Origin of the sequence: Wolbachia pipientis (assembly GCF_023661085.1) — a bacterium.
Classification (GTDB): Bacteria; Pseudomonadota; Alphaproteobacteria; order Rickettsiales; family Anaplasmataceae; genus Wolbachia.
This window is the reverse complement of record NZ_JAHDJT010000157.1, coordinates 1-1,932: the sequence shown is the minus strand read 5'-3', so window position 1 is coordinate 1,932 and position 1,932 is coordinate 1. Positions and strand designations below refer to the sequence as shown.

1 protein-coding gene is annotated in these 1,932 nt (G+C 38.8%); it reads right to left on the bottom strand.

Annotated elements, in window-relative coordinates; genetic code table 11:
- Nucleotides 1-188: 188 nt before the first annotated feature.
- Nucleotides 189-1,736, bottom strand: coding sequence for a methionine--tRNA ligase (gene metG / locus DM84_RS05800; protein WP_250779040.1), 1,548 nt, complete (start codon nucleotides 1,734-1,736; stop codon nucleotides 189-191).
- Between the last annotated feature and the right edge of the window lie 196 nt (nucleotides 1,737-1,932).

Genomic DNA, 1,932 nt, shown 5'->3' with positions numbered 1-1,932 from the left:
GTTTCATTTATTTTTTAGGAAATTCTTACCTAAAATAAGATAAATTATTAACTTAGCTACTTAATATTTAAATGATTTTTACATCATCTTCTTCCCTCCTTATGTCACTTTTCCTTAACTTGACGCGTATGCAACGGTACACACTCTCGTTACTAAAGGTAATCCCACCCAGGAGAAATAGCTAAAAACTATTTCTCCTCTTTAGTCTCAACCCTCAAAAAAACCGGCGTAGGTTTAGGTAGTGTAACACCTAAGCTTACGCACGCGTTGCACAGAGATTTTAAATCTCGTTGTCCTTTTGGAATTTGTACTTGATCTAGTATCATTTCAGCTGACCTTGGGACAATTGGTTGCAATAAAATGCCAATTATTCTGATATATTCGAGTAACTTGTAGATTACTAAATTCATACGCTCTCTGCTGGTTTTACTCAATATCCAGGGTGCACTTTTATCTATATAAGCGTTGGCTTTAGAAGAGATGTTGATAATTGAAAGTATAATCTGGTTAAACTCATACTTTGACAGGTGATCCATCGCTTTATCGAGTATGGCTTTGCAATTTGGGAGGTTTTCCTCGCCTTTTAGTAGGCTTTGATCAACCGTCGGTACAATTCCCGAGCATTGTTTGTGTAAAAATGAAATTGTTCTTTGCACTAAATTGCCCATATTGTTTGCCAGTTCTGAGTTTATTCGGCTGATCATACTTTTTTTGCTAAAGTTGCCATCTTGACCAAAGCTTGCTTCTCGGAGGAGAAAATAGCGTAGCTGGTCGACACCAAACTCTTGCGCTAAGCCAATTGGATCTATGATATTGCCAAGAGACTTGGATATTTTTTCTCCCTCGTTTAGCCACCAACCATGAACCGCAATTTGTTTTGGCAGTGGCAAATCTGCTGCAAGGAGAATCGCCGGCCAATATACGGCGTGAAAGCGCAATATGTCTTTACCGATTACATGAACGTTGGAAGAGCTGCCATTTGCCCAAAACCTCTTATATTCTTCACCTTCAGTACCAGGAAAGCCTACTGACGTGAGATAATTAGTGAGTGCATCAATCCAGACATAGATTACGTGTTTGTCATTGCCTGGCACTTTTATCCCCCAATTAAAGCTAGTGCGAGAGATTGAAAGGTCAGTGAGTCCTGATCTTACAAACGATACTACTTCATTTTTTCTACTCTCAGGAAAGACAAAATTTGGCTGATTTTCATATAACTCCAGTAATTTGTTCTGCCAATTCGACAAACGAAAAAAGTAGCTTTCTTCTTTTATCCACTGAACTTCTGCACCTGTTGGCGCTTTGCCATCTATCAGCTCCGATTCCTGATAAAATGCTTCATCACGGACTGAATACCAACCTGAGTAAGAATCCAGATATATTTGTCCTCTCTCTTCAAGCCTATTCCACAGAGCTATTACAGCTTTTTCGTGACGTTCTTCCGTAGTGCGGATAAAATCATCATATTGAAAATTCATGGACTTAGCTAATTCCCTAAATGAAACGCTTACTTCATCTGTAAATTCTTTTGGCTGCATTCCCCGTGCTTTGGCTGCTTTCTCGATCTTTTGCCCGTGCTCATCTGTACCAGTAGTAAATTTGACGTTCTTTCCAGCAAGTCTCATAAACCTTGCCACTACATCGCATAAAAGGGAGGTGTATGCGTGACCAATGTGTGGTTTGTCGTTTACGTAATATATTGGCGTGGTAATGTAAAAGTTTCCAAATTGCTCCATTATTCAGTGCTTAAAGCTTTATCGTATCTGCACTAGTTGTAAAAATCAATAGCTACCGGGCTTTATTACATAATAGTAGACAACAGTGGAAAAAAGCTACCCAACAGAAACAAAAAAACTGCTTGACAAATTTCTCCGGTTCCCTTATTATAGTACTGAAGCTATTTGTTTAACTTCCCAATCTGTACAGGTTAAA